This is a genomic window from Pseudomonas sp. LB3P58, from assembly GCF_054897895.1.
Genome location: NZ_JBUBVE010000001.1, coordinates 1,621,426 through 1,642,846 on the forward strand (window position 1 = coordinate 1,621,426; position 21,421 = coordinate 1,642,846).

Here is a 21,421-nt window from a genome sequence, read left to right on the forward strand (position 1 = left end):
TTTCTGCTGTCCCCTGCACAAGGAGTGCGCTATGCACCGCTATGCTCAGAAACTGCACCACCTGCTCCGGAGTCTGCTGCTTTTGTCCTTGATTACCGCAACAAGCGCCCAGGCGGCGGAAAAGATCGACTTGATCATCGACACCGATCCGGGTGCCGACGACGTGGTTGCCTTGCTGTTTGCCCTGGCATCGCCGCAAGAGCTGAACATTCGTGCGCTGACCACCGTCGCCGGCAATGTGCGTCTGGACAAGACGTCGCGTAATGCGCGGCTGGCCCGCGAGTGGGCGGGGCGCGAGGAGGTGCCGGTCTACGCGGGCGCTCCGAAGCCGCTGATGCGCACGCCGATCTATGCCGAGGACATCCATGGCAAGGAAGGCCTGTCGGGTGTCACCGTACACGAGCCGAAAAAAGGCCTGGCCCAGGGCAATGCGGTCAACTACCTGATCGACACCTTGAAAGCCGCCAAGCCGCATAGCATTACCATCGCCATGCTCGGTCCACAGACCAACCTGGCCCTGGCGCTGATCCAGGAACCTGAGATCGTTCAGGGCATCAAGGAGGTGGTGATCATGGGCGGGGCGCACTTCAACGGTGGCAACATTACCCCGGTGGCTGAGTTCAACCTGTTCGCCGACCCGCAGGCTGCAGAAGTGGTATTGAAAAGCGGCGTGAAGCTGACCTACCTGCCGCTGGACGTGACCCACAAGATCCTCACCAGCGAAGCGCGCCTGAAGCAAATCGCAGCGATCAACAACAATGCCAGCAAGCTGGTGGGCGATATTCTCAATGAATACGTCAAAGGCGACATGGAGCACTACGGTATTCCGGGTGGCCCGGTGCATGACGCCACCGTCATCGCCTACCTGCTCAAACCTGAGTTGTTCACCGGTCGTTCAGTCAACGTAGTCGTTGATAGTCGCGAAGGTCCGACGTTCGGCCAAACCATCGTCGACTGGTATGACGGCCTGAAAGCGCCGAAGAACGCTTTCTGGGTAGAAAGCGGCGACGCCCAGGGCTTCTTTGACCTGCTGACCGAGCGTCTGGCTCGTCTGAAGTAAGCCATAGACCCGCAGGTGCCGCCCTGCGGGTTTCACTCCCTTTCGTTATATTCAGCGCCCTTGTAGTCGGCCGGGTATTTCTCGAATACCTGAGCGATGAAGGATTGCGCTGCTTCAGTCCCCAGCTCCTTGACCAATAGATCGATACCAATGATTGCCAACTCTTCCGGGCTGCCCGGGCTGTAAGAGCTGTGGCCCTGTGGCCACTTGGCTTTGATGTCGGCGTCGATACTTACGGTGGTCATGATGGCGCTCGTGAAGTCGGGAAAGTCTGAGTGTCGAGTTAACCATTTTGCGCGGCTTTTGGCACTCCGACTTAGGCATGAGGGGAGGGCTATGCGACACTTGGTCTTTGACGAATTTTCAAGGACTGTGCTGTGCAGATCGATTTGAACACTCCTGACGGCTTGACCCTTGAGGCGGTGCGTCAGTTGCTGGCCTCTGCCAGCGACGATGAGCACACTCAATTGCGCGTCACCAAGGGCGGCATCGCCTACATTTCGTCAGGCGTTGTGGGTGGCACTGATATCAGCGGGCTGTTGTTTCGTCTGGAGACGTGGGCCAAGGGTTCCGGTTATGTCGGAATGGTCGCGGCCAGTGACGAGGTCTGGGTCATGCAGATTTTCAATGCGCTGAAAGAGAACTGGCCGAATCCGCCGTTCGACTACATTGACGTCTATTGAACGCTGTTCATATTCAGTCACGATTGAGTGGTAAACGGCAGGGCGATGCTCAGGCAAACTCGCCGCGTGTCCGAATAGAGGGCAGGGTGCTAGTGCTCCTTGTGAAACCAAACGCCAGATTGGCGGTCGCACGATCTCAGCTTAACTATTGAAAAAAGGAGGCTTCATGCCTTGGAAGCTCGCGTCATTGGGTACTTTGTTGGCCGTTGCCATGCTGGCCGGTTGCAGCACTACCTCCACCGAGTCGACAACAGACCCTGTCACGTCGACTGACACGGGTCACAGCCGTTGTGAGGCAAAGGCTGCCGAATTCACCATTGGCAAAAAGGCTTCGCCTGAACTGCTGGAGCAGGCGCGTACTCGCGCAGGCGCGCAGAATGCACGGTTCCTCTTGCCTACAGACATGGTGACCCTGGAGTACCGCTCCGATCGCCTGAACCTGAATACCGATGCCAATCGGGTCGTCACCCGCGTCAACTGCGGCTGATCGCTTCGGGCTTTTGTTTCACCCATAAAAAACCCCGTCACGTGGACGGGGTTTTTTTAGTGCGGCTGAAAATTACTCAGCGCGGACTTGTGCAGCTTGCATACCCTTTTGGCCTTTCTCAGCCACGAAGGAAACGGTCTGGCCTTCTTTCAGGCTTTTGAAACCGTCGCTTTCGATAGCTTTGAAGTGTACGAACAGGTCGTCACCGCCACCTTGAGGAGTGATGAAGCCGAAGCCTTTTTCATCGTTGAACCATTTAACGGTGCCGGTTTGGCGATTAGACATGGTGTATCTCCAAGAAACATATATTTTCAGTAGTGCTGTGCTGCTCAGGCCAACTGGGCACACCGGGGTATCATAGTCGAAATGTTCGCTTTGGGAGCCCCCCGGACGTGCTGTTTGCCCTGCAGTCGCGTTCTGTTTGCTGCTTTGTTTGGCTGCAAGCCCCGTTTTAAAAGGCTTTCAGCCAAAAGTAAAGACAATAAAAAAACCTGTAAAACCTGAATAAATTGTACGAAAAAGCGGTTTTCAGAGGCTTTTTACTGTCATTGCAGGCGCAAAAAGCGCTCTGTCGGGCTTATTTTTTGGCCTTGTCAGCGGCTTTGCACGCGCCAATTTGCGTCAGTGCCTTTTGCTTCAGGGCGTCACTGGCGGTGTTGTCCATCAGGGACTGGATGTCTTTGGCCGGGTACGATTTGATGGCGTCGGCGCCGCAAGCGCAGTGAGCCTTCGCTGCTGCAGCACCGATCTGCGGAGTGGCCGCTTCTGTGCACTGAGCCATGTATTTCTCGCGTTCGCCCTTCGGCCAATCGGCATGGGCGGCCAGTGGCAGCAGCAGAACGATGGGGGCGACTACTGCGAATAAACGTTTCAGATGCATGCTGGGATGCTCCTTGTGGGTCAATGTCTTGTTATCTGAGGGGTAAAGCAGGGTTCTAGTTCAGCACTCTGGCATAAAATTGCTCGATTTGCCCCAAGACAAAGCCTCGGTGCATCGACGACCGTTCATCTGTGCTAGCATGCCTGGCTCGGGCGTTTGCAGGCTCCGGATGACCTTCAGTCCCGGTAGCGGCAAATGTGCGAATAACCCTGATTTGAATCCCAGTCACTCTGGTTCGGTTTTCCGGTTGGCCGCAAGGCTCCTGCCGCTGTAAGGCAGGCGTTCGTCATTGAATGGCCTGGATCGGATCTTGTACTGGCTCATCCCAACCCACGTGACCTTTGGTAGGGGTCACCACTAGGAGAGGAGGCGCCATGCCAACTATTACTCTTCCCGACGGCAGTCAACGTTCATTCGATCACCCGGTATCCGTAGCCGAGGTCGCCGCATCCATTGGTGCAGGTCTGGCCAAAGCCACCGTGGCCGGCAAGGTCGATGGCAAGCTGGTCGACGCCAGCGACATCATCGGCAGCGACGCTACGCTGCAAATCATTACGCCAAAGGATGAAGAGGGGCTGGAGATCATTCGCCACTCTTGCGCCCACCTGGTTGGCCATGCGGTCAAGCAGCTGTACCCGACGGCCAAAATGGTTATCGGCCCGGTCATCGACGAAGGCTTCTATTACGATATCGCCTTCGAACGTCCTTTCACTCCGGACGACCTGGCCGCCATCGAACAGCGCATGCAGCAGCTGATCGAAAAAGATTACGACGTGATCAAGAAAGTCACTCCGCGCGCCGAAGTGATCGAAGTGTTCAAGGCCCGCGGCGAAGACTACAAGCTGCGCCTGGTCGAAGACATGCCGAACGAACAGGCCATGGGCCTGTACTATCACGAAGAATACGTCGACATGTGCCGCGGTCCGCACGTGCCGAACACGCGCTTCCTGAAATCCTTCAAGCTGACCAAGTTGTCCGGCGCCTACTGGCGTGGCGATGCCAAGAACGAGCAATTGCAGCGCGTTTACGGCACGGCGTGGGCAGACAAGAAGCAGCTGGCGGCTTACATTCAGCGCATCGAAGAAGCTGAGAAGCGCGATCACCGCAAGATCGGCAAGCGTCTGGGCCTGTTCCACACCCAGGAAGAGTCGCCGGGCATGGTGTTCTGGCACCCGAACGGCTGGACTCTGTACCAGGTGCTCGAGCAATACATGCGCAAGGTTCAGCGCGACAACGGCTACCTGGAGATCAAAACTCCGCAGGTCGTTGACCGCAGTCTGTGGGAGAAGTCCGGGCACTGGGCCAACTACGCCGACAACATGTTCACCACGCAGTCGGAAAACCGCGACTACGCCATCAAGCCGATGAACTGCCCTTGCCACGTGCAAGTGTTCAACCAGGGCCTGAAAAGCTACCGTGAGTTGCCAATGCGTCTGGCCGAATTCGGTGCTTGCCACCGTAATGAGCCATCGGGTGCGCTGCACGGCATCATGCGTGTGCGTGCGTTCACTCAGGACGACGCCCACATCTTCTGCACTGAAGAGCAGATGCAGGCCGAATCCGCTGCGTTCATCAAGCTGACCATGGACGTTTATGCCGACTTCGGCTTCAAAGACGTCGAGATGAAGCTGTCCACTCGTCCGGAAAAACGCGTCGGTTCCGACGAGCTGTGGGATCGCGCCGAAGCGGCCCTGGCTGCAGCCCTTGATAGTGCTGGCCTGCCGTATGATCTGCAGCCGGGCGAGGGTGCGTTCTACGGTCCGAAGATCGAGTTCTCGCTGAAAGATTGCCTTGGCCGCGTCTGGCAGTGTGGTACCCTTCAGCTCGATTTTAACCTGCCTGTCCGTCTGGGAGCCGAATACGTCTCTGAAGACAACAGTCGCAAGCACCCGGTTATGTTGCACCGGGCGATCCTTGGCTCCTTCGAACGTTTCGTCGGAATCCTGATCGAGCACTACGAGGGTGCATTCCCCGCGTGGCTGGCTCCGACCCAGGCAGTGATCATGAATATCACTGATAAACAGGCTGATTTCGCCGCTGAGGTTGAAAAAACTCTCAACGAAAGCGGATTTCGTGCCAAGTCTGACTTGAGAAATGAAAAGATCGGCTTTAAAATCCGCGAGCATACTTTGCTCAAGGTTCCTTATCTCTTGGTTATCGGAGATCGGGAAGTCGAGATGCAGACTGTCGCTGTGCGTACTCGTGAAGGTGCTGACCTGGGCTCGATGCCCGTCGCCCAGTTCGCCGAGTTCCTCGCTCAAGCGGTTTCCCGGCGTGGTCGCCCAGATTCGGAGTAATTACTATTAAGCGTGAAATGAGACAAGATAAACGAGCTGCACCGAAGGCCCCGATCAACGAGAATATCTCGGCACGCGAGGTTCGGTTAATTGGGGCTGAAGGTGAACAGCTTGGGATTGTGTCAATTGAAGACGCGCTTCTTAAGGCTGAAGAGGCCAAACTGGATCTGGTGGAGATTTCCGCCGATGCAGTACCCCCTGTTTGCAAACTGATGGACTACGGCAAATCGATCTTCGAGAAGAAGAAGCAGATTGCCGCGGCCAAGAAAAACCAGAAGCAGATTCAGGTTAAAGAAATCAAGTTTCGTCCAGGGACGGAGGAAGGGGATTACCAGGTAAAACTGCGCAACCTGGTACGTTTCCTGAGTGATGGGGACAGGGCCAAGGTATCCTTGCGATTCCGCGGCCGTGAGATGGCCCACCAGGAGCTGGGGATGGAACTCCTCAAGCGAGTTGAAGGTGACTTGCTCGAGTACGGTTCGGTCGAACAGCATCCTAAGATGGAAGGACGCCAACTGATCATGGTCATCGCCCCGAAAAAGAAGAAGTAATCAATAGGGCACGGCAGGCCTTCTGATTATGTTTATCAACTGAATGCGGAGTATCCGAACATGCCAAAAATGAAAACTAAAAGTGGTGCTGCTAAGCGGTTTCTGAAAACTGCTAACGGTATCAAGCACAAGCACGCTTTCAAGAGCCACATCCTGACTAAAATGTCGACCAAGCGTAAGCGTCAACTGCGCGGTAGCAGCTTGCTGGCACCGTGTGACGTGGCAAAAGTCGAGCGCATGCTGCGCCTTCGTTAATTTAGTCAAGAATAGAGGAAGTAACTCATGGCTCGTGTAAAGCGTGGCGTCATTGCCCGTAAACGTCACAAAAAAATTCTGAAACTTGCTAAAGGCTACTACGGCGCTCGCTCGCGCGTATTCCGTGTTGCCAAGCAAGCGGTAATCAAGGCAGGCCAATACGCCTACCGTGACCGTCGTCAGAAAAAACGTCAGTTCCGCGCTCTGTGGATCGCTCGTATCAACGCTGGTGCACGTATCAACGGTCTGTCCTACAGCCGTTTCATCGCCGGCCTGAAAAAAGCGTCCATCGAGATCGACCGTAAGGTTCTGGCTGATCTGGCAGTGAACGAAAAAGCGGCGTTTGCTGCGATTGTCGAGAAAGCTAAAGCCACCTTGGCTTAAGTACCCCCGACAGTCACCCGGCCTCACCTCTGTGGGGCCAGGTGTTAAACGTCATAAATAGGGGAAGAGCCTTCAAGCTCTTCCCCTATTTTGTATCTGGAGTCTGTACATGGAAAACCTGGATGCGCTCGTCTCTCAAGCACTAGAGGCTGTGCAAAGCGCTGAAGATATCAATGCCCTGGAGCAAATCCGGGTTCACTACCTTGGCAAAAAGGGTGAATTGACTCAGGTGATGAAGACCCTGGGGAATTTGCCGGCAGAAGAGCGTCCGCAAGTCGGCGCCCTGATCAACGTTGCCAAGGAGCGTGTCACAGAGGTTCTCAATGCGCGCAAGGCACAGTTTGAAGAGGCCGACCTGGCCGCGAAACTGTCCGCCGAGTCCATTGACGTGACCCTGCCTGGTCGCGGTCAGACCTCGGGTGGTCTGCATCCGGTCACTCGCACTCTGGAACGTATCGAGCAGTTCTTCACCCACATCGGCTACGGCATCGCCGAAGGCCCTGAGGTCGAAGACGACTACCACAACTTCGAAGCGCTCAACATCCCAGGCCATCACCCGGCCCGGTCGATGCATGACACCTTCTATTTCAATGCCAACATGTTGCTGCGCACCCATACCTCACCGGTACAGGTCCGCACCATGGAATCGAAACAACCGCCGATCCGCATCGTCTGCCCAGGCCGTGTGTACCGTAGCGACTCCGATATCACTCACTCGCCGATGTTCCACCAGGTCGAAGGCCTGCTGGTCGACCGCGATATCAACTTCGCCGACCTGAAAGGGACCATCGAAGAGTTCCTGCGCGTGTTCTTCGAAAAAGAACTGGCCGTGCGTTTCCGCCCTTCGTATTTCCCGTTCACCGAGCCATCCGCCGAAGTCGACATGGAATGCGTGATGTGCAGCGGTAAAGGCTGCCGTGTCTGCAAGCAGACTGGCTGGCTGGAAGTCATGGGCTGCGGCATGGTTCACCCGAACGTGTTGCGTATGTCCGGGATCGACCCGGAAGAGTTCTCGGGCTTTGCCTTCGGCATGGGTGTTGAGCGTCTGGCCATGCTGCGTTACGGCGTGAACGACTTGCGTCTGTTCTTCGACAACGACTTGCGGTTCCTCGCGCAATTTCGCTAGTCGTAACGAATTCTTAGGAGAGCAGGATGAAATTCAGTGAACAATGGCTGCGTGGCTGGGTAAGCCCGCAGGTAAGTCGTGACGAGCTGGTTGCTCGTCTGTCGATGGCCGGTCTTGAGGTCGATAGCGTTACGCTGGCCGCCGGCGAATTCACCGGTGTGGTGGTGGGCGAGGTGCTGAGCACCGAGCAGCACCCGGACGCCGACAAGCTGCGCGTTTGCCAGGTCAGCAATGGCTCGGAGACCTTCCAGGTCGTTTGCGGTGCACCCAACGTGCGCCCGGGCCTGAAGATCCCGTTCGCCATGATCGGTGCCGAACTGCCGGGCGACTTCAAAATCAAGAAAGCCAAGCTGCGTGGTGTTGAGTCCAACGGCATGCTGTGCTCGCAAGCCGAGCTGCAAGTCGGCGAAGGTAACGATGGCCTGATGGAATTGCCGGCCGATGCGCCGGTCGGCCAGGACATTCGTGAGTACCTGAGCCTGGATGACGCCAGCATCGAGGTCGACCTGACCCCGAACCGCGGCGACTGCCTGTCCCTGGCCGGTCTGGCCCGTGAAGTCGGCGCGTTGTACGCTGCTGAAGTCACCCGTCCGGTGGTTGCTGTCGTGCCAGCCGTGCACGACGAAGTGCGTTCGATCGAAGTGCTGGCGCCAGCCGCTTGCCCACGTTACCTGGGGCGTGTGATCCGTAACGTTGACCTGTCCAAGCCGACGCCACTGTGGATGGTTGAGCGCTTGCGTCGTGGCGACGTGCGCAGCATCGACGCTGCCGTCGACATCACCAACTACGTGATGCTGGAGCTGGGTCAACCGCTGCATGCCTTCGATCTCGCCGAAATCAATGGCGGCATCCGCGTGCGCATGGCTGAAGAAGGCGAGAAGCTGGTACTGCTCGATGGTCAGGAAGTCAGCCTGCGTAGCGATACGCTGGTGATTGCCGACCACACCCGCGCCTTGGCAATCGCCGGCGTGATGGGTGGCGAGCACAGCGGCGTCAACACCGCGACCACTCGCGATGTCTTCCTCGAAAGCGCGTTCTTCGACCAGATTGCTGTAGCCGGCAAGGCCCGTTCCTATGGCCTGCACACCGATGCCTCGCACCGCTACGAGCGTGGTGTGGACTGGCAGTTGGCCCGTGAAGCCATGGAGCGCGCCACTGGCCTGCTGCTGGAAATCACTGGCGGCGAAGCTGGCCCGATCATCGAAACCGTCAGCGAGCAGCACCTGCCGTCGATTGCGCCAGTTACTCTGCGTGCGCAACGCATCACTCAGATGCTGGGTATGGAAATGGAGTCGGCCGAAGTGGAGCGACTGCTCAGCGGCTTGGGTCTGAAGATTTCTGCCGATGGGGCAGGGCAGTGGCGCGTAGAAGTGCCAAGCCACCGCTTTGACATCAGCCTGGAAGTCGATCTGATCGAAGAACTGGCTCGTCTGTATGGTTACAACCGTTTGCCGGTTCGCTACCCGCAAGCTCGTCTGGCGCCGCAGGCCAAGGCTGAAGCGCGTAGCGATCTGCCTGAGTTGCGTCGTCTGCTGGTAGCCCGTGGTTACCAGGAAGCGATCACCTACAGCTTCATCGATCCGAAACAGTTTGAGCTGTTTAATCCGGGTGTCGAGCCGCTGCTGCTGGCCAACCCGATTTCGAACGACATGGCGGCCATGCGCTCGTCCTTGTGGCCGGGTCTGGTGAAGGCGCTTCAGCACAACCTGAACCGTCAGCAAGATCGCGTTCGTTTGTTCGAAAGCGGCCTGCGTTTCGTCGGTCAGCTGGAAGGCCTGAAGCAAGAGCCTATGCTGGCGGGTGTTGTTTGCGGTAGTCGTCTGCCGGAAGGCTGGGCACAAGGTCGCGATGTTGTGGATTTCTTTGACGTCAAAGCCGACGTGGAAGCGGTGCTGGGCTTCGCCGGTGCACTGGGTTCATTCACTTTCGTACCGGGCAAACACCCTGCGTTGCACCCGGGTCAAACCGCGCGTATCGAACGTGAAGGTCGCTTGGTCGGTTTCGTCGGTGCTATCCACCCTGAATTGTCGAAAACCCTCGGTCTCGACCGTCCAGTCTTCGTATTCGAGCTGGTTTTGGCCGAAGTAGCGTTGGGCAAAATGCCTAAATTCCAGGAGTTATCGCGCTTTCCTGAAGTGCGTCGTGATCTGGCACTGATAGCGTCCACGGACGTTGCGGCCAGTGCCGTACTGGACGTAATCCGTGAAAATGCAGGCGAATGGCTGACAGACCTCAGGCTATTTGACGTGTATCAGGGTAAAGGCATTGATCCTGATAGAAAAAGCCTTGCAGTCGGCTTGACCTGGCAGCATCCATCGCGCACTCTTAATGACGATGAGGTGAATACCACGACGCAAAACATCCTCACCTCGCTCGAACAAAGGTTGAACGCCACGTTAAGGAAGTGACGTATGGGGGCTCTGACGAAAGCTGAGATGGCGGAACGTCTGTATGAAGAGCTGGGCCTGAATAAACGGGAGGCCAAGGAATTGGTCGAACTGTTTTTTGAAGAAATCAGGCACGCTCTTGAAGACAACGAACAAGTCAAATTGTCCGGTTTCGGCAATTTCGACCTTCGGGACAAACGCCAGCGGCCTGGCCGCAATCCGAAAACGGGGGAAGAAATCCCGATCACGGCTCGCCGTGTGGTCACCTTTCGTCCAGGGCAGAAGTTGAAAGCCCGAGTTGAGGCTTATGCTGGAACCAAGTCATAACGACGAGCTCCCCGTCATCCCAGGCAAACGCTACTTCACCATTGGTGAAGTCAGCGAGCTGTGTGCGGTAAAACCACACGTGCTGCGTTACTGGGAGCAGGAGTTTCCTCAACTCAACCCCGTCAAACGCCGCGGAAACCGCCGGTATTATCAGCGACAAGACGTGCTGATGATCCGGCAGATCCGCGCGCTTCTTTACGATCAGGGGTTCACCATCGGCGGCGCACGCTTGCGTTTGTCCGGCGATGAAGCCAAAGACGACACTACCCAGTACAAGCAAATGATTCGGCAGATGATCGCTGAATTGGAAGATGTACTGGTTGTGCTCAAGAAATAAATTCCTGCTTTTAAATACTTCCAGTTTTCAAAAGCTTGCGATATATTCTTGAGCGTTCTTCGAGAAGAGGAACGGGTTTCACGCCTAGTCGGGGCGTAGCGCAGTCCGGTAGCGCACTAGCATGGGGTGCTAGGGGTCGAGTGTTCGAATCACTCCGTCCCGACCATATAATTCAAGGGGTTGCGAGATTTTATCTAGCGACCCCTTTTTATTTTTGGTCGTTTTTCCCCCTACAAAACGACTGGCTCTGGGTGGAATCTTCAGTTGATACCAAGGCCAGAGTTCGGGCACAAGCAGTACGTCGATGCGTCCAGCCAGAGCTTCGGGCTGTGGGGCAACGACGGATCGCTCCAATTGACCTGTTCATCGCTCGGTATGCTGCGCTGCCGATCGCATCTGTTTCAATGATGCTCTGGCGTCCACAGCAATTCCTTCGCCCTTGACCAGGCGAGTGTCATTGAACAACCATCGAAACAGATCACTGTCCCGAAAACAGCCGTGTCGATTTTTGGAAAACGTCGAGTGGTGGAGACTTCATCTTGAAGGCTCAACCGGCAGAACCAGCGATACGCCAGGTTCAAATGGGCCTCTTCGCACAACCGACGCTCTGAGCGAATGCCGTAGCAATAATCCACGATCAGCATGCGGATCATCAGTTCAGGATCAATCGACGGACGCCCAATCGAGCTATAGAAATCGACGAGGTAATGGCCCAGGTCGCTCAGATCGAGTCATTGATCAATGCTGCGCAGAAGGTGATTGGCGGGGATGTGATCTTCAAGGTTGAACGAGCAAAACAGTCGCTCCTGCCCATTCGATAACTGTCCCATCATGCAGTGTGATCCCCCTCCGGCGAATGCAGAGATTTTGCCGTAGGCCAGACAGGGGGCTACTTATTCAACAGAATCGGCTGATTGCTGCCTGCCGCGAAGGGTCATAACCGACCCATACTGTGTGAAAACGTTTTAGAGCAAGTTTGACAGTCAGGACTAGAGAGAAAATCGCGTTCCTACGCAAGCTTCCGGCCTGCTGATAACCAACCGCTGGCAGATTTTACGTAGTAACGCGGACTTCAAAACGGCGCATGCGTTTTCACACAGCCTGGACCCAAATCTGACGATCAAAGTATCAAGCGCCAACTGTAATTTACCTTGTCGACCTCACGCGCAATGGCTTTGCCACCTCCGAAGGATCGCTACTTCCCAGGGTGGCCAACACTCAGTCAGTCACACAGCCCTGCGGTATTCTCCCGGCGAAACTGTCCACCAGGCTCGCCACCACCATCTCGCCCATCCGCGTGCGGGTCTGTAGCGTCGCACTCGCGCGATGGGGCTGCAGCACCACGCTCTCGTTACCAAACAGTGCCTCGGGAATGTTCGGTTCATCGACAAACACATCCAGCGCCGCACCCGCGATCTCACCAGCGGCAAGGGCCGCCACCAGATCGACCTCGTTGACCAGCTTGCCCCGCGCCACGTTTATCAGATATCCGTCCTTGCCCAGCGATTGCAGCACATCGGCATTGATGATGGCTTCGGCCTTGTCGGCAGCGGCGGCGAGAATCAATGCGTCACTGTTGGCCGCGAGTTGCTTCAGATCGGCGATGAAGGTGTGGTTCACATCGCTCATTGGTTGCAGATCGGTGTAGCTGATCGGGCAACCGAACGCCGCGGCCCGGGTCGCCACTGCACGGCCGACCCGGCCCATGCCGACGATCCCGATGCGCATGCCCGACACCTGACGCGCCAACGGCAACGGGGCCAACGGTGTCGGGCTATGGGGCCATTGCCCCGAACGCACATAACGATCACTGGTGCACAGACCCCGGCACACGGCAATCAACAATCCGATGGCCAGGTCGGCGACGTCTTCGGTCAGCGCTCCGATGGTTGCGGTCACGCGGATCCCGCGATCTCTGGCGTAAGCCAGATCCACCGCATCGGTACCCACGCCGTTGACCGCCACCACTTCCAGTTTCGGTAGCTGCGCCATCAGCGCCTGGCTGATCCCGGTATGCCCGCCGGTGATCACCCCGCGAATGTTCGCGCCGTGTTCCTGCAAATAAGCCTGTTTGTCGGCCTGCTGGAAGTAACGTCTGACGGTAAACAGCTCATCGAGGCGCGCGTTGATTTCAGGGATCAGGATCGGGCTGAGCTGCAAGACTTCTGGCTTCATGTAAACCTCGCGTAACGGAATAAAAAGGCCGGTTTAACCGCGACCGGCAAACGGCATGGCACTGGCCATGACGGTCATGTTCAGGACGTTAGCCTCCAGCGGCAGGCCGGCGATGTAGCGCACAGCATCGGCCACATGCTTGACGTCCACCATCGGCTCCACCGCGATGGTGCCGTTGGCCTGGCGCACGCCTTTGGTCATGCGCACCGACATTTCGGTCAGGGCGTTGCCAATGTCGATCTGGCTGCAGGCGATGTTGAATTCGCGCCCGTCCAGGGCCAGGGATTTGGTCAGTCCCAGCACCGCATGTTTACTGGCGGTGTAGGCGCTGCTGAAGGGGCGTGGGGTATGCGCCGAGATCGACCCGTTATTGATGATGCGTCCGCCCTGTGGCTGTTGCCGGCGCATCAGTGCGAAGGCACCACGGGCGCAGAGGAAAACGCCGTTGAGGTTGGTGTCGATGACGTTTCGCCACTGCTCGAACGTCAGCTCATCGAGCGGCACTGCAGGGGCGTTGACCCCGGCGTTGTTGAACACCACGTCGAGGCGTCCGTATACCTCGGTGATGGTGGCAAACAGCGCATCGACGCTGGCCGGGTCGCGCACATCAGTGGGCACCGCCAGCGCTTCGTGTCCTTCGTTGAGCGCCAATTCGACCAAGGCCTGCAACGGCTCCGGCCGACGTCCGGCCAATACCAGGGTGAATCCGTCGGCCATCAGAGCCAGCGCCACGGCGCGGCCGATTCCGCTACCGGCGCCGGTGACCAGGGCCACTTTCAAAGGACTGGACATGTTGTTATCTCCTTTTTTCAATTCACGAGAGCGTATGCCGGGTTCAAGGTCGCTGACCGACGCGCATTTCCAGTTGGCCGACGCCGTCGATCCCAGCGTTAATGATGTCGCCCGGTTGCAGCACATCGACACCTGCCGGGCTGCCGGTCATGATCAAGTCACCGGCCCGGAGCGCTACCGATTGCGAGATGCGGCTGATGATTTCACTGACTGACCAGATCTGACTGTCCAGGCTGTCGCGTTGGCGCTCTTCGCCGTTGACGCTCAGCCACAACTCGCCGTCCGGGTGTCCCGCGCGAGTCACCGGCACGATGGCGGTCATCGGCGCGGCGCCGTCGAACACCTTGGCACCTTCCCACGGCAAACCATTGCTTTTGGCCGCACGCTGGACATCACGACGGGTCAGATCAAGACCGACGGCATAGCCCCAGACATAGGCCTGCGCCTGACTCTCCGGAATATTGGCGCCGCCTTCACCGATGGCCACGACCAATTCGATTTCGTGGACAAACTCTTCGGTCAACGGCGGGAAAGTCACTTCACCCGCCGCATCCACCACGTTGCTCGCCGGTTTCATGAAGAACACTGGCGGCTGGCGGGACTGGCCTTGGGTGTCTGGCCAAGGGTAGTTGCGGCCGACGCAAAATACCCGGCCAACGGGAAAGCGCTGCTGGCTGCCGGCAACCGGTAAGGTCACGGGCAGATCCGGGGTAAATACATACTCGGTCATCGTCATTTTTGTAGTCGTCCTGTTAGAAGCGTCAGCGTAAGGCGGCAATCTTTTGCGAAGTTGGACGAATGCCGCTTCGTGTTGGAGAAAAACGGTGTCTTGGCTCAGCGCGCCTTGAGTTCGATGCGATACAAGCGACCGAGCAGCAACGAATAGGACAAGGTCCCGATCAGCGCCACGCCACCAATGAACCAGAAGGCGTAGGCAAACGAGCCTGTCGCGTGGACGATGCCGCCAATCACGATCGGGGTGACGATCCCGCCAATGTTGGCGGCCAGGCTGGTGACTCCGCCGGTCAGGCCGATCAGTTCCTTGGGCGCGACTTCCGATACGGCCGCCCACGACGACGAAGCGATTCCCTGGGCGAAGAAGGCAATGCTGAGCACGGCAATGCAGATCACGTTCGAGTCGGTGAAATTCACCAGCACAATCGACATACCCAGCATCGATCCGACCACTAATGGCAACTTGCGAGCGAAGGACATTGAGTAACCACGGCGTATCAGCAAGTCAGAGACGATGCCAGCGAGCAAAATGCCGACCGTTGCGCCCACGAACGGCAGCACCGCGAAGATCCCGGCCTTGATCATGGTCAGCTTGCGTTCTTCGATCAGGTACGTCGGGAACCAGGTCAGGAAGAAGTACAACGCCGAGGTGCTGGCGAACTTGCCAATGCAAATCGCCCAGATCTGCCGATAGCTGAACAGCTCGGCGATCTGCCGCCAGTTGAACTGGGTGCGCTCCTGACTGCTCTTGACCAGTCCACCCCCGGCTTCGATGTACTTCAGTTCTTCCTGGCTGACGTTCTTGCAGCTCAGCGGATCGCGGTACAAGTAGAGCCAGATCACACCGAACACAATGCCGAGTATCCCGGTGCTGTAGAAAACATGGCGCCAGTCGTAGGTAGTGGCCAGCCATAACAGCGCGCCGGTAAACAGCGCGGTGCCCAAATACTGGCCGCACACGTAAATGCTGCTGGCCAGGCCCCGTTCGCGGGCCGGGAACCACACCGTGACCGCTCGGCTGTTGGCCGGAAACGCTGGAGCTTCCATGGCACCGACGGCCAGTCGCAGCCCGAACAGCGAAGCGAATCCTGTGGCAAAGCCTTGGCAGACGGTGACCGTCGACCAACTGATCAGCGACACCCCGTAAGTGAACCGGGAACCGAAGCGATCGGCGATGAACCCGGCGGGGACCAAGGCGAGTGCGTAGGTCCAGGCAAACGCGGAAAAAATCAGGCCCATTTCGATCTTGTCCAGGCCCAGATCCTTGGCCATGAACGGTGCGGCAATCGAGATGTTTACGCGGTCGATGTAGTTGATGATGGTCGCAATCAGCAGCAATGACAGCATGAACCAGCGCCGACGCGTCGGCAGTCGCTGAGGCAACAGGGCGTCCCGGGCGCCGGTGCTCACCGGCGGTGCGGTGGACGGGGAGGTTTGCGAGTTCGACATGAGTAGACCTTTTTATTGTTAGAAGAATCGAGATGTTCGCGCGCAGCCGAAGCCGATGCCCCCAGTGTCGGGGCAGAGCAATCGCTACTTGAATGAGAGGCGCGGACAGCCGCTGTCAGGCGCTCAGATACGCCTTCGGACTGGCTCGATCGGGGGAGGGTTGGCGAGGGGGAAAAACAGGTTCATCACGTGCGCACCTTTTGATTGTTTTTGGAAGGGTCGGGCTGCATTGGTCGTTACAGTGGTCGTACAACCTTTCAGAATCAACGAAGGCGTTAGATCTTTTTTTCTTCTGAAAAAGGGGGTTAATGCAGGTGTCCAAGAAAAATCAAATCAGCTCATTTCCTTCGTTATGCTTTATGTGTTTCATAAGTGTATGTTTTTAAATGATTAAATATTTTTGTGTGTTCGTGGTTTTTTGGACAGACGATACATCACACACGGATACAATTAATTCTCTGTATTTCGTTGTCATCCTATGACGTGTTGAAGCCAGCGGTGTCTGCCTTCACAATCACCGCGGTCGCCGCCTGCATCGCGGCGCGACGATAACCTGTCCATGTACCTGTCGAGGATCTTCAGGAGATGTCGTCACCGAGTCGAGTACCCACTTACGTCATGCAGCAACGCAGCGAGTTGACGGACTTTTACATCCGCGACAAAAAGGGACGGCGCGCCGAAACCAGCCCGCATCGCCATGAGTATTTCCAGATCCAGGTCAACCTCGGTGGCGATACCGTGCAGCACATCGGCAACGTCGAACGTCCGTTTCCGCGCAATACGCTGGCCTTCATCCTGCCGCATCGCGTGCACGTGATTCCGCATCCGGCCGACAGCAATTTCATGGTGATCAATTTTTCCCAGACCTTTCTGCTGCCGCACTTGCAGTGCGACCCGATGGACCTGGAGGAGGTCTCGATTCTGTTGGCGCCCGAGTTGTCGCCATTCCGCTTCCAGGAATATCTGGATTTCATTCTGGGTGATGAGGACTTTCGCAAAGTCTGTGCCTTGATCGAACAGATGCGAGTCCTGGATGAGAACCGTCAGTTTGGCACCCGCGAAATGCTCAAGGGCTTGTTGCTGCAACTGGTGGGAAGCGTCTGCGCCTTGTATGCGGAACCCCTCAAGCGATTGGCCGAAGAAAATGCCGCCGAAGTCAGTCGACGTGATGCGCTGAGCAGGATGTCCGAATACTTGCGCAAGAATATTGCCGACCCCGATCTCAACCTGATCAAGGTGGCTGCTGCGACGTACCTGTCACCGACGTATCTGACGCACTGGTTGCGCAAGGAAATCGGCAAGACCTTCACTGAGCTGGTGCTCGAGCGCAGGATGCACGCGGCACGCAATTATCTGCTCAATGGCACACGACCGGTGGGGGAGGTGGCGAGGTTGTGCGGTTTCGCTGACGAGGCTTATTTCTCCCGACGCTTTCGCCAGATACATGGCCAGCCTCCAGGGCAATTCAGACGTCAGCAACTCAATCCCGATACGCCGCAATCACCGTCCAACACGTGATCGACAGCTATGGGTGATGTGGCGGTAGGTATCGAGGTCGATCCGGGCGCACCGAATTGTCGAGGTTGATTCGCCTCGGAAAACACCGACCAGATTTTCGCTTCTTTCTACACGACCAAGCCCACCGGATTGGGGGTGGGTGATCGGCAGTGGGACGCAACGCAGCGCCCCACAAACGCCACGTTGCTCAAGCACGTTTCACTGCGTCGGCACCAAGAGGCGGTAGGTGAACATCAGCTGTATTGATTTGCCGATCCAGCAGCGGATTTTAGCTTTCTGGAATGGGTCAGCTGATAAGCAATTGCCAACCAAATGAACCACCCGGGCATGACCAGCAAGGCAATACGAGTGTCAGGTCTTAATGCCAGCAGGCAGAGAACAAACCCTAGGAACGCCAAGGAGAACCAGGCCATCGGCACGCCACCAGGCATCTTGTAGGTCGATTGCGCATGCAGGTCGGGTCGGCTTTTGCGATAGGCAATGTACGACGCGAGGATGGTCGACCAAGTGAAAATCACCAGGATCGCCGACACGGTAGAGACGATGGTGAACGCTGTCATGACTTCCGGAACGATGAAAAGCAGCAGTACACCCACCAGCATCAACAGTGTCGTGAACGCCAGGCTTAGCAAGGGCACGCTACTGCTCGACAGGCGCCGAAAAATCCCCGGAGCATTGTCGTGATTAGCCAATCCAAACAGCATACGACTGGATGAAAATACGCCACTGTTAGCCGATGAGGCGGCAGACGTCAGCACCACAAAGTTAACGATACCTGCTGCTGCGGGAAACCCCGCAACCAGAAACAGTTCGACGAAGGGGCTCTTGTTGGGCGAAACCTGCTGCCAGGAAGTCACTGCAATAATGCAGGCCAGTGCCAACACATAAAACAGGATGATTCTCAGCGGAATCGAGTTGATGGCTTTTGGCAGGGTCTTCTCGGGGGAACGGGTTTCGGCAGCTGCGATGCCGATCAGCTCGGTGCCGGCAAATGAGAAGATGGCCATCTGGAAACCGGCGAAGAAACCGAATAAGCCGTTGGGGAAGGCTGCCTGTTTATCCAGCAGGTGGTTCAGGGATGCAGTAACGCCACTAGGTGATACAAAGGAGCTGGCAATCATCACCATGCTGACGCCAATCAGGGTGACGACGGCAATGATCTTGATGATCGCGAACCAGAACTCCACTTCACCGAAAAGTCTGACGGTCAGCACGTTTAGGGCGAACAGCGTCATCAGCATACCGATGGCCGGGATCCAGGCGGGTACATCGGGGAACCAGTACTGAAAGAATCCGCCGACCACGACGGCATCGCCCACCACTGCGACGCTCCAGCTCAGCCAGTACGACCAGCCGAGGAAGAATGCCGCTCGCGGGCCAAGGTAGGCACCGGCAAAATCCGCGAAGGTTTTGAAATTCAAGTTGGAGAGCAACAGTTCGCCCATAGCGCGCATGACGAAGTAGACGAACATCCCGATGATCATATAAATGAGGATGATCGACGTGCCCGAGAGGGCAATGATCTTCCCGGAACCCATGAACAGACCTGTACCGATGGCACCTCCCATGGCCATTAATTGAATGTGACGATTGCTGAGCGTGCGCTGCAGCGCGGGCTGTTCAACCCGCTCGGATGGAGTCGATTTCATTACAAAACCTCTTGATTTTATGTTTTTGAGTTTTGGCAGAAAGTGGGTGTCTAGCGTTCTTGTTAGAGATGCAACGGCTACTGACGGTGGTGGTTTGGGGGTGGCAGGGTTTCTCCTCCGCTAACAAGGTGCACGGCCCATTGGCACTTGCTCAGGGGGCTATCAGCTGACTGTGCGCAGGCGCGAGAGAACTGCTGGTTGCTGCCCAAGCAGTTGGTAGAGATTTTTTATGTTGGCAGGCGTCGGCACCAGATGGATGCGCTCACCGATGGCATGCTTGCGCGCCAGGTCGTGCAGGTAGCGCAGTGACGAAAAGTCTTCCAGGGCAAAACCCACCGAATCGAAAACGGTGACCTGTGCGTCGTTCTCGCGCCCCAGTGCCTCGCCCAGAACAATCCGGAAAAACTCTACGACCGGAAAGTCGGGCTCCAGTTGTTGAATATCGCCTTCAATTCGGGTTTGAGGTTCAAACTCAACGATGACCCGGGCATTGCGCAGAATGTCGGCGTGCAGTTCGGTTTTCCCCGGGCAGTCACCGCCGACGGCATTGATATGCATGCCGGGCTCGATCATCTCGGGCGTCAGAATCGTCGCATAGGCTTTGTCTGCGGTAACTGTGGTGACGATGTGCGCGCCCTTGACCGCTTCCTGTACAGAGTTGGCCAGAATCACCTCAATATCCGGGAATGCGGACAGGTTGTGCTTCAACTTGAGTGAAGCGTCGCGATCGATATCGAAAATGCGTAATTCCTTGATGGACAGCATTTCGTGGAAGGCGAGGGCTTGAAATTCGCTCTGAGCGCCATTGCCGATGATTGCCATGATGCTTGCACCGGGGCGCGCCATAGACTGCGCGACCAAGGCAGAGGTCGCGGCAGTGCGCACGGCTGTGGTCAGCGTCAGTTCACTGAGCAGCGTTGGATAGCCACTGTGGACATCGGCCAGGACACCGAAGGCCATGACCGTCAGCAAGTCCCTTTGACCGTTGTCCGGGTGGCCATTCACGTATTTGAACGAGTACTGTTGGCCATCGTCGGTCGGCATCAACTCGATCACACCGGCGGCCGAATGATTGGCGGTGCGAGGCGACTTATCAAACTGTGCCCAGCGTGAATAGTCAGCTTCGATGTAAGCCGCCATTTCGCGGATTGCCCGGCGGACTCCTACCTTGGCGAACAGGCGTGCGGCATGATCGACGTCTATAAAAAGAGTCATGTTTTTATTCTCCGATTCAATAGTTGAAACGCTGCGATTCAGGGGATGACTCAGGCGCGTTTGCTCTCGTAACCGTGCAGCACGTTGACCGCATTAATCCCGATTTCATCGACCATGTAGCCGCCTTCCATCACGAACAGGGTGGGGCAGCCCACGCCCGCTATCAGCTCGCCGATGCCGATGAAGTCTTCGCTTTCCAGCAAGAAGTGGCTGATGGGGTCGTCCTTGAACGTGTCGACGCCCAGTGAAATAACCAGCACCTCAGGGGCAAATTGCTGGAGTTTCTTGCAGGCGTGGAGCAAGGCGTTGCGGTAGCTTTCCCAAGTGGTGTTCTTCGGCAGCGGATAGTTCAGGTTGTAACCTTCGCCGTGGCCAGCGCCGACTTCGTGGCTGTAGCCTGAGTAGTACGGATAGGACACCGTCGGTTCGCCGTGCAGCGAGACAAACATGACGTCACTGCGCCCGTAGAAAATATTCTGGGTACCGTTGCCATGATGAAAGTCGACATCCAGTACCGCGACACGTTTGGCACCTTGGGTAATGGCCTGCTGTGCGGCAATGGCTGCGTTGTTCAGATAGCAATAGCCACCCATGTATTCACGTGCTGCGTGATGGCCGGGCGGACGGCATAGGGCAAAGGCACTGTCGTGACCTTCATCGATCAGCGCCAGTCCGGTCAGCGCGATATCGGCACTGGTTTTTACCGCTTGCCATGTGGTGGCGGTAATGGGCGAGCCGGCGTCCATGGCGTAGAAACCCAGTTTGCCGTCGATGAAAGTCGGCACTTGCTCGTTGGCCAGATCACGCACTGGCCATACCAGCGGCAAGGCATCGTGGGTGCGCCCGGTTGCGCACCATTCAGACCAGGCAGATTCCAGAAAAGTTACGTAGCGCTCGCTGTGCGCGTTGACATAGCACGACCGATCAAATGCTTGCGGTTCGATGATCTGGCCAAGCCCTACCTGTTTGACCCGATGATGGACGGTATCGGCCCGACTGGGCTGTTCGAAGGACGGCTTGAGCACGCCGTCTTTCAATTCGGTGCCGTGGTGCAAACGGTGGGAATCACTGAAAACTGTAAACATTGTGCGCATCCGTTGATGTGAGCCAGTGC

22 protein-coding genes, 1 tRNA gene and 1 pseudogene are annotated in these 21,421 nt (G+C 56.8%); 13 read left to right on the forward strand and 11 right to left on the reverse strand.

Translation table 11 applies throughout. The annotated features are described in order from the left end of the window. The first annotated feature begins 31 nt into the window (after window positions 1–31). Window positions 32–1,060, forward strand: coding sequence for a nucleoside hydrolase (locus ACYZTZ_RS07540; RefSeq protein WP_008145650.1), 1,029 nt, complete (start codon window positions 32–34; stop codon window positions 1,058–1,060). Window positions 1,061–1,092: 32 nt separating this feature from the next. Here ACYZTZ_RS07540 and ACYZTZ_RS07545 read toward each other — a convergent pair whose 3' ends face one another. Continuing rightward, entirely contained in the window at window positions 1,093–1,305 is a 213-nt protein-coding gene (locus tag ACYZTZ_RS07545) for a hypothetical protein (RefSeq protein WP_033061806.1), read from the reverse strand. Between the two features lie 132 nt (window positions 1,306–1,437). On the opposite strand from ACYZTZ_RS07545, the gene ACYZTZ_RS07550 reads away from it, so the two are divergent. Next, complete coding sequence (locus tag ACYZTZ_RS07550; protein WP_461997694.1) at window positions 1,438–1,743, forward strand: hypothetical protein; 306 nt, start codon at window positions 1,438–1,440, stop codon at window positions 1,741–1,743. Between the two features lie 166 nt (window positions 1,744–1,909). Continuing rightward, a complete protein-coding gene (locus tag ACYZTZ_RS07555; protein WP_415770060.1) occupies window positions 1,910–2,230 on the forward strand; it encodes an I78 family peptidase inhibitor in 321 nt (106 codons plus the stop codon). A gap of 72 nt (window positions 2,231–2,302) precedes the next feature. On the opposite strand, the gene ACYZTZ_RS07560 is transcribed toward ACYZTZ_RS07555, so the two are convergent. Both ACYZTZ_RS07560 and ACYZTZ_RS07565 read right to left on the reverse strand, forming a co-directional pair. After that, window positions 2,303–2,515, reverse strand: a complete 213-nt coding sequence (locus ACYZTZ_RS07560; RefSeq protein ID WP_007905882.1) for a cold-shock protein — start codon at window positions 2,513–2,515, stop codon at window positions 2,303–2,305. 292 nt (window positions 2,516–2,807) lie between these two features. Beyond that, window positions 2,808–3,110: a hypothetical protein gene (locus ACYZTZ_RS07565; RefSeq protein ID WP_056744489.1), complete on the reverse strand. Its 303-nt coding sequence runs from the start codon at window positions 3,108–3,110 to the stop codon at window positions 2,808–2,810. Window positions 3,111–3,484: 374 nt separating this feature from the next. On the opposite strand from ACYZTZ_RS07565, the gene thrS reads away from it, so the two are divergent. The 9 genes from thrS to ACYZTZ_RS07610 all read left to right on the forward strand — a co-directional run bounded on the left by thrS (window position 3,485) and on the right by ACYZTZ_RS07610 (window position 10,940). After that, window positions 3,485–5,407, forward strand: coding sequence for a threonine--tRNA ligase (gene thrS, locus ACYZTZ_RS07570; protein ID WP_008145656.1), 1,923 nt, complete (start codon window positions 3,485–3,487; stop codon window positions 5,405–5,407). Further along, complete coding sequence (gene infC / locus ACYZTZ_RS07575) at window positions 5,407–5,958, forward strand: translation initiation factor IF-3 (protein WP_169857083.1); 552 nt, start codon at window positions 5,407–5,409, stop codon at window positions 5,956–5,958. Before thrS ends, infC begins: the two co-directional genes overlap by 1 nt. A gap of 60 nt (window positions 5,959–6,018) precedes the next feature. After that, window positions 6,019–6,213 (forward strand): 50S ribosomal protein L35, encoded by a 195-nt coding sequence (rpmI, locus tag ACYZTZ_RS07580; protein WP_008145659.1) that lies wholly within the window; start codon window positions 6,019–6,021, stop codon window positions 6,211–6,213. 27 nt (window positions 6,214–6,240) lie between these two features. Further along, the gene (gene rplT / locus ACYZTZ_RS07585; protein ID WP_007905879.1) at window positions 6,241–6,597 is read left to right on the forward strand and encodes a 50S ribosomal protein L20; all 357 of its coding nucleotides are present in this window, start codon (window positions 6,241–6,243) and stop codon (window positions 6,595–6,597) included. A gap of 109 nt (window positions 6,598–6,706) precedes the next feature. Further along, complete coding sequence (gene pheS / locus ACYZTZ_RS07590) at window positions 6,707–7,723, forward strand: phenylalanine--tRNA ligase subunit alpha (RefSeq protein ID WP_461997695.1); 1,017 nt, start codon at window positions 6,707–6,709, stop codon at window positions 7,721–7,723. Between the two features lie 26 nt (window positions 7,724–7,749). Then, complete coding sequence (gene pheT / locus ACYZTZ_RS07595; RefSeq protein ID WP_461997696.1) at window positions 7,750–10,131, forward strand: phenylalanine--tRNA ligase subunit beta; 2,382 nt, start codon at window positions 7,750–7,752, stop codon at window positions 10,129–10,131. Between the two features lie 3 nt (window positions 10,132–10,134). Next, complete coding sequence (ihfA, locus tag ACYZTZ_RS07600; protein ID WP_002553164.1) at window positions 10,135–10,437, forward strand: integration host factor subunit alpha; 303 nt, start codon at window positions 10,135–10,137, stop codon at window positions 10,435–10,437. Further along, entirely contained in the window at window positions 10,418–10,774 is a 357-nt protein-coding gene (locus ACYZTZ_RS07605) for a MerR family transcriptional regulator (protein ID WP_003179985.1), read from the forward strand. Before ihfA ends, ACYZTZ_RS07605 begins: the two co-directional genes overlap by 20 nt. Before the next feature lie 89 nt (window positions 10,775–10,863). Next, a tRNA-Pro gene (locus ACYZTZ_RS07610) sits at window positions 10,864–10,940 on the forward strand. Window positions 10,941–11,115: 175 nt separating this feature from the next. On the opposite strand, the pseudogene ACYZTZ_RS07615 reads toward ACYZTZ_RS07610, so the two are convergent. The 5 genes and pseudogenes from ACYZTZ_RS07615 to ACYZTZ_RS07635 all read right to left on the reverse strand — a co-directional run. After that, window positions 11,116–11,607: pseudogene (locus ACYZTZ_RS07615) on the reverse strand (transposase); the annotation flags it as partial. Window positions 11,608–11,992: 385 nt separating this feature from the next. Further along, entirely contained in the window at window positions 11,993–12,949 is a 957-nt protein-coding gene (locus ACYZTZ_RS07620) for a 2-hydroxyacid dehydrogenase (RefSeq protein ID WP_223532645.1), read from the reverse strand. 33 nt (window positions 12,950–12,982) lie between these two features. Continuing rightward, complete coding sequence (locus ACYZTZ_RS07625; protein WP_223459296.1) at window positions 12,983–13,741, reverse strand: SDR family oxidoreductase; 759 nt, start codon at window positions 13,739–13,741, stop codon at window positions 12,983–12,985. Between the two features lie 43 nt (window positions 13,742–13,784). Continuing rightward, the gene (locus ACYZTZ_RS07630; RefSeq protein ID WP_223459294.1) at window positions 13,785–14,477 is read right to left on the reverse strand and encodes a fumarylacetoacetate hydrolase family protein; all 693 of its coding nucleotides are present in this window, start codon (window positions 14,475–14,477) and stop codon (window positions 13,785–13,787) included. A gap of 98 nt (window positions 14,478–14,575) precedes the next feature. Continuing rightward, window positions 14,576–15,925, reverse strand: coding sequence for an MFS transporter (locus ACYZTZ_RS07635; protein ID WP_461997697.1), 1,350 nt, complete (start codon window positions 15,923–15,925; stop codon window positions 14,576–14,578). A 585-nt stretch (window positions 15,926–16,510) separates the two neighbouring features. Between ACYZTZ_RS07635 and ACYZTZ_RS07640 the strand changes: the two genes are divergently transcribed. Then, entirely contained in the window at window positions 16,511–17,443 is a 933-nt protein-coding gene (locus ACYZTZ_RS07640; protein WP_461997698.1) for a helix-turn-helix transcriptional regulator, read from the forward strand. A 233-nt stretch (window positions 17,444–17,676) separates the two neighbouring features. Here the strand turns inward: ACYZTZ_RS07640 and ACYZTZ_RS07645 are convergent, their stop codons facing one another. The 3 genes from ACYZTZ_RS07645 to ACYZTZ_RS07655 all read right to left on the reverse strand — a co-directional run bounded on the left by ACYZTZ_RS07645 (window position 17,677) and on the right by ACYZTZ_RS07655 (window position 21,392). Continuing rightward, window positions 17,677–19,092, reverse strand: coding sequence for an amino acid permease (locus tag ACYZTZ_RS07645; RefSeq protein WP_461997699.1), 1,416 nt, complete (start codon window positions 19,090–19,092; stop codon window positions 17,677–17,679). 162 nt (window positions 19,093–19,254) lie between these two features. After that, a complete protein-coding gene (locus ACYZTZ_RS07650; RefSeq protein WP_461997700.1) occupies window positions 19,255–20,307 on the reverse strand; it encodes an ornithine cyclodeaminase in 1,053 nt (350 codons plus the stop codon). A gap of 50 nt (window positions 20,308–20,357) precedes the next feature. Beyond that, a complete protein-coding gene (locus tag ACYZTZ_RS07655) occupies window positions 20,358–21,392 on the reverse strand; it encodes a histone deacetylase family protein (RefSeq protein WP_461997701.1) in 1,035 nt (344 codons plus the stop codon). Window positions 21,393–21,421: the final 29 nt, after the last annotated feature.